Raw genomic sequence first — 5,600 nt, forward strand, 5'->3', positions numbered from 1 at the left:
CCGGTTCGGTCGACGGCGTGCTGGTCGATGCCAGCGACGTGATCGATCGCGACGCGACCCTGCGCATCATCACCGCCAAGGACGAGGAGGGCGTCGAGATCATCCGCCACTCCGCCGCCCACCTGGTCGGCCATGCGGTCAAGCAGCTGTACCCGGACGTCAAGATGGTGATCGGCCCGGTCATCGCCGAAGGCTTCTACTACGACATCTACTCCGAGCGCCCGTTTACCCCGGACGACATGGCCGCCATCGAAAAGCGCATGGGCGAGCTGATCGCGCAGGACTACGACGTCATCAAGAAGGTCACCCCGCGTGCGGAGGTCATCGAAATCTTCAAGGCGCGTGGCGAGGACTACAAGCTGCGCCTGATCGAGGACATGTCCCCGGACATCCAGGCCATGGGCATGTACTACCACCAGGAATACGTGGACATGTGCCGCGGCCCGCACGTGCCCAACACGCGCTTCCTGAAGGCCTTCAAGCTGACCCGCATTTCCGGCGCCTACTGGCGCGGCGACGCGCAGAACGAGCAGCTGCAGCGCGTCTATGGCACCGCCTGGGCCGACAAGAAGCAGCTCGATGCGTACATCAAGCGCATTGAAGAAGCGGAGATGCGTGACCACCGTCGCATCGGCAAGCAGCAGGACCTGTTCCACCTGCAGGAAGAGGCCCCGGGCCTGGTGTTCTGGCACCCGAAGGGCTGGGCGCTGTGGCAGGTGGTCGAGCAGTACATGCGCAAGGTGTACCGCAGCACCGGCTACGGCGAAGTGCGCTGCCCGCAGATCCTGGACGTGTCGCTGTGGCAGAAATCGGGCCATTGGGACAACTACCAGGACGCGATGTTCTTCACCGAGTCGGAGAAGCGTACCTATGCGCTCAAGCCGATGAACTGCCCCGGCCACGTGCAGGTGTTCAACCAGGGGCTGCACAGCTACCGCGATCTGCCGATCCGCTACGGTGAGTTTGGCGCCTGCCACCGCAACGAGCCCTCCGGCGCGCTGCACGGCATCCTGCGCGTGCGTGGCTTCACCCAGGACGACGGTCACGTGTTCTGCACCGAAGACCAGGTCGAGGCGGAAGTGACCGCGTTCCACCAGCAGGCGCTGGCGGTGTACCAGCACTTCGGCTTCGAGGAGATCCAGGTCAAGATCGCGCTGCGCCCCGAATCGCGCCTGGGCGATGACGCCACCTGGGACAAGGCAGAGGGCGCGCTGCGCTCGGCACTGGCCAGCTGCGGGGTGGAATGGCAGGAGCTGCCTGGCGAGGGCGCCTTCTACGGCCCGAAGATCGAGTACCACCTGAAGGACGCCATCGGCCGCACCTGGCAGCTGGGCACCATGCAGGTCGATTTCATGATGCCTGGCCGTCTGGGCGCTGAATACGTGGACGAAAACAGCCAGAAGAAGCATCCGGTGATGCTGCACCGGGCCATTGTCGGTTCGATGGAGCGTTTCCTGGGCATCCTGATCGAGCACCATGCCGGCCAGTTCCCGTCCTGGCTGGCCCCGACCCAGGTGGTGGTGGCCAATATCACCGATGCCCAGGCTGAATACGTGAGCGAAGTCCGGAAAACCCTTGCAGATCAAGGCTTCCGGGTAAACGCCGATTTGCGCAACGAGAAGATCGGTTATAAGATTCGCGAGCATACGCTGCAGCGGGTCCCGTACCTGCTGGTGGTTGGCGACCGTGAGAAGGAAAATGGCGCCGTGGCCGTGCGTACGCGCTCTGGCGAAGATCTGGGCAGCATGTCCGTCCAGGCCTTCATCGAGCGGTTGCAGGCAGAACAGTCCGTGTAAGAAAGTCCCGGCCCTGCGGATGATCCGCCAGGGGCCGGTTTGATTCCTCTGGGAGATTGCAATATCAGTACCCCTGACAACAAACAGAACCGCAAGAATCAGGAAATCCGGGTGCCGCGCGTACGCGTGATCGGCAGCGACGGAGAAATGATTGGCGTGTTGACGCGTGACGAAGCGCTGTCGATGGCCGAAGACGAAGGTCTGGACCTGGTCGAGATTCAGCCGCAGGCTGATCCGCCGGTGTGCAAGATCATGGACTTCGGCAAGTTCAAGTTCGAAGCGCAGAAGAAGGCCAACGAGGCCAAGAAGAAGACCAAGCAGGTCGAGATCAAGGAAGTGAAGTTCCGTCCGGTCACCGATGAAGGCGACTACCAGATCAAGCTGCGCAAGATGCGCGGTTTCCTGGAAGAGGGCGACAAGATCAAGGTCAACATCCGCTTCCGTGGCCGTGAAATGAGCCATCAGGAACTGGGTCGCGAAATGGCCAACCGGATCGAAGGTGATCTGGGTGAGGACATCGTGATCGAGTCCCGTCCGCGCCTTGAAGGCCGGCAGATGGTCATGATGATCGCGCCGAAGAAGAAGTAACCGGCCCTCGGGCCTGGCCCGAACCGGCGGAGGGTAGAGCCGACCGTTGGTCGGCTGCACAGCCCCCGTGGCAGAGGGTAGAGCCGACCGTTGGTCGGCTTCACCGCTCCGCGCACCACGCAGCAGGCGCCCACCGGCGCCTTCTGCCGTTTCCCGCGCGCGGCCGGGCACAACGCCGGCGCTCGCGCCCGTTCCGTTCAGGTTCGGCCGCCCCGCGGTAAACATTCGCCCAATCAACAGTTTGCAACCTCCCGTGTTCGCGGGCATAATGGGCGGCCCCGTTTTGCGGGGCGCTGTTTTGAACGGTTTCAGGCTCCGCAAGGGGCATGCTGTTTCAACGGCAACAGGACCGGCCTGGTTCCCATCGGGGATCCCGGGCTTACAAGCAGGCAAGGGCATGGACGGAAAGTGTGGCGCAGGCCACCGCCCTGGTCAGTGACAAAACATCATCAAGGACATTGCAATGCCCAAGATCAAAACCAACCGGGCGGCGGCCAAGCGTTTCCGCAAGACCGCCTCCGGCAAGTTCAAGGCTGGCCATGCCAACCGTAGCCACATCCTCACGAAGAAGTCGACCAAGCGGAAGCGCAATCTGCGTCAGACGAACCATGTTCGTGCAGAAGACGCAGGCCGTTTGAACCGTATGCTTCCCTACCTCTGAGGACTGACCCATGGCACGAGTAAAGCGTGGCGTACAGGCGCGTCGCCGCCACAAGAAAATTCTGACCCTGGCGAAGGGTTACTACAACGCTCGCCGCAAGGTCTTCCGCGTTGCCAAGCAGGCCGTGATCAAGGCACAGCAGTACGCCTACATCGGTCGTAAGCAGAAGAAGCGTAATTTCCGTTCGCTGTGGATCACCCGCATCAACGCGGCTGCCCGCATCAACGGCCTGAGCTACAGCCGTTTCATGAATGGCCTGCTCAAGTCCGGCATCACCCTGGACCGTAAGGTTCTGGCTGACATCGCCGTGCACGACGCAGCCGGTTTTGCTGCACTGGCCGAAAAGGCCAAGGGCGCGCTGGCGGCATAAGTCCATTCCCCCGCCGTTGCCGCAGTCGCGCAGCGGTGGTGGGTAAGGCAAATGCATGGGGAAGGGCGCAAGTCCTTCCCCATTCTTTTTTGTGTTGGCGGTGGCCCTCCCGGTGCCCCCGATCGACAGCGGTGGCGACGGGGGTCGGCCCGGCGCGTATCGCGATGGCATACCGACGCGAGGCTCCGGCTATCCATGAGTGACATCCAATCCCTGACCACCCAGGCACTGGCCGACGTGGCCGCTGCCAGCAGCCCCGATGCGCTGGAAGCCCTGCGCGTGGCACTGCTCGGCAAGAACGGCAGCATCACCGCCCAGCTCAAGCAGCTTGGCGCATTGCCGGCCGACGAGCGCAAGGCCGCCGGCGAAGCCATCAACCGTTCCCGCGACGCGCTCACCAGCGCGCTGGCCGAACGCAAGGCCGTGCTGGAAGACGCTGCGCTGGACGCGCGCCTGGCCGCCGAATCCATCGACATCACCCTGCCGGGACGCCGCGCGGATCGCGCCGGCCTGCATCCGGTCACCCGTACCCTGGAGCGCATCACCGAGATCTTCGGCCGGCTCGGGTATGAAGTGTCCGAAGGCCCGGAAATCGAAGACGACTGGCACAACTTCGAAGCGCTGAACTTCCCGCCGCACCACCCGGCGCGTGCAATGCACGACACCTTCTATTTCGGCGACGGCCGCCTGCTGCGCACGCACACCTCCGGGGTGCAGGTGCGCTACATGGGCGACCACGCGCCGCCGCTGCGCATGATCGCCGCCGGCAAGGTCTACCGCAGCGACAGCGACCAGACCCATTCGCCGATGTTCCACCAGGTCGAAGGCCTGCTGGTGGACGAGCATTCGACCTTCGCCGACCTCAAGGGCACCTTGTCCGAGTTCGTGCGCGCGTTCTTCGAGCGCGATTTCGAGATGCGCTTCCGTCCCAGCTACTTCCCCTTCGTCGAACCCGGCGCGGAAGTGGACATCGCCTGGCAGCAGCCCGACGGCAGCACCCGCTGGCTGGAAGTGCTCGGCTGCGGCATGGTCCACCCGAACGTGCTGCGCAACGTCGGCATTGATCCGGAACGCTACACCGGCTTTGCCTTCGGTATGGGCGTGGAGCGCTTTGCGATGCTGCGCTACGGCGTCAACGACCTGCGCGCGTTCTTTGAAAACGACGTGCGGTTCCTGAAGCAGTTCGCGTAACGCCGGTACTACCGGTGCAGCCGGGCAGCGCCCGGCTCTACGTCGCACCACCATTCATCACGGCCCAGGCGCATGCGCCGGGCCCACCAGGGTGACACCATGAAATTCTCTGAAAACTGGCTGCGCAGCCACGTTCCCACCTCGGTCTCGCGCGACGAACTCGGCGCGGTACTGACCGCCATCGGCCTGGAAGTGGAAGAGGTCACCGCGCTCGGCGTGGGCCTGGACCACGTGGTGGTGGCGCGCATCGTATCCGCCGAGCGCCATCCCGAAGCCGACCGCCTGCAGATCTGCCAGGTCGATGCCGGGCAGGGCGAGCACCTGCAGATCGTGTGCGGCGCGCCGAACGCGCGCCCGGGCCTGGTTGCGCCGCTGGCCATGATCGGCGCGCAGATCGGCGAGCTGAAGATCAAGCCGGCCAAGCTGCGCGGCGTGGACTCCAACGGCATGCTGTGCTCGGCCAAGGAACTGGGCCTGGACAGCGACGCCTCCGGCCTGTTCGAGCTGCCCGATGACGCGCCGGTCGGCCAGACCCTGGTCGAGTACCTCGGCCTGCCCGACGCCAGCATCGAGATCAAGCTGACTCCCAACCGCGCCGACTGCTTCAGCATCCGCGGCATCGCCTTCGACGTGGCCGCTGCATGCGCCAGCGAAGTGGTGCCGTTCGACGCGGCCCCGGTTGCGGCCGTGGGCACCCGTGAATTGACCGTCGACCTGGCCGCCGGCGCCGAAGCGCCGCGCTACGTGGGCCGTGTCATCGAGGGCATCAACGCCCGCGCCGCCACCCCGCTGTGGATGGCCGAGCGCCTGCGCCGCAGCGGCGTGCGTCCGGTGTCGCTGCTGGTGGACATCACCCAGTACGTGATGCTGGAACTGGGCCAGCCGATGCACGCCTTCGACCTGGGCACCCTGCAGGGCAGCATCGGCGTGCGTCGCTCGCGCGCCGATGCTGCCCTGCAGGGTGCCCAGGTCGAAGGCGTGCATCGGCTGGCCC

The 5,600-nt window shown here is 64.7% G+C and carries 6 protein-coding genes; all 6 read left to right on the forward strand.

Annotated features, from left to right (window positions below):
- Positions 1–1,796 (forward strand): threonine--tRNA ligase (gene thrS, locus DBR34_RS15560; RefSeq protein ID WP_258223985.1); only part of this gene is annotated, 1,796 nt, incomplete at its 5' end.
- 48 nt (positions 1,797–1,844) lie between these two features.
- Positions 1,845–2,384: a translation initiation factor IF-3 gene (gene infC, locus DBR34_RS15565; RefSeq protein ID WP_172407481.1), complete on the forward strand. Its 540-nt coding sequence runs from the start codon at positions 1,845–1,847 to the stop codon at positions 2,382–2,384.
- Positions 2,385–2,847: 463 nt separating this feature from the next.
- Positions 2,848–3,045 (forward strand): 50S ribosomal protein L35, encoded by a 198-nt coding sequence (gene rpmI / locus DBR34_RS15570; protein ID WP_017355265.1) that lies wholly within the window; start codon positions 2,848–2,850, stop codon positions 3,043–3,045.
- A 10-nt stretch (positions 3,046–3,055) separates the two neighbouring features.
- Positions 3,056–3,415, forward strand: a complete 360-nt coding sequence (gene rplT / locus DBR34_RS15575) for a 50S ribosomal protein L20 (RefSeq protein WP_017355264.1) — start codon at positions 3,056–3,058, stop codon at positions 3,413–3,415.
- A gap of 195 nt (positions 3,416–3,610) precedes the next feature.
- Positions 3,611–4,606 (forward strand): phenylalanine--tRNA ligase subunit alpha, encoded by a 996-nt coding sequence (pheS, locus tag DBR34_RS15580; RefSeq protein WP_038687280.1) that lies wholly within the window; start codon positions 3,611–3,613, stop codon positions 4,604–4,606.
- Positions 4,607–4,705: 99 nt separating this feature from the next.
- Positions 4,706–5,600, forward strand: an 895-nt coding sequence (gene ytpR / locus DBR34_RS23355; protein ID WP_258223986.1) for a YtpR family tRNA-binding protein, incomplete at its 3' end; no start/stop codon positions are given.

Origin of the sequence: Stenotrophomonas sp. HMWF003, assembly GCF_003061285.1 — a bacterium.
In the GTDB taxonomy this organism is placed as follows: Bacteria; Pseudomonadota; Gammaproteobacteria; order Xanthomonadales; family Xanthomonadaceae; genus Stenotrophomonas; species Stenotrophomonas maltophilia_AP.

Coding starts and splice junctions, on each gene's coding strand:
- rpmI (WP_017355265.1), top strand. CDS start 2,848: ATGCCCAAGATCAAAACCAACCGGGCGGCGGCCAAGCGTTTCCGCAAG.
- rplT (WP_017355264.1), top strand. CDS start 3,056: ATGGCACGAGTAAAGCGTGGCGTACAGGCGCGTCGCCGCCACAAGAAA.
- pheS (WP_038687280.1), top strand. CDS start 3,611: ATGAGTGACATCCAATCCCTGACCACCCAGGCACTGGCCGACGTGGCC.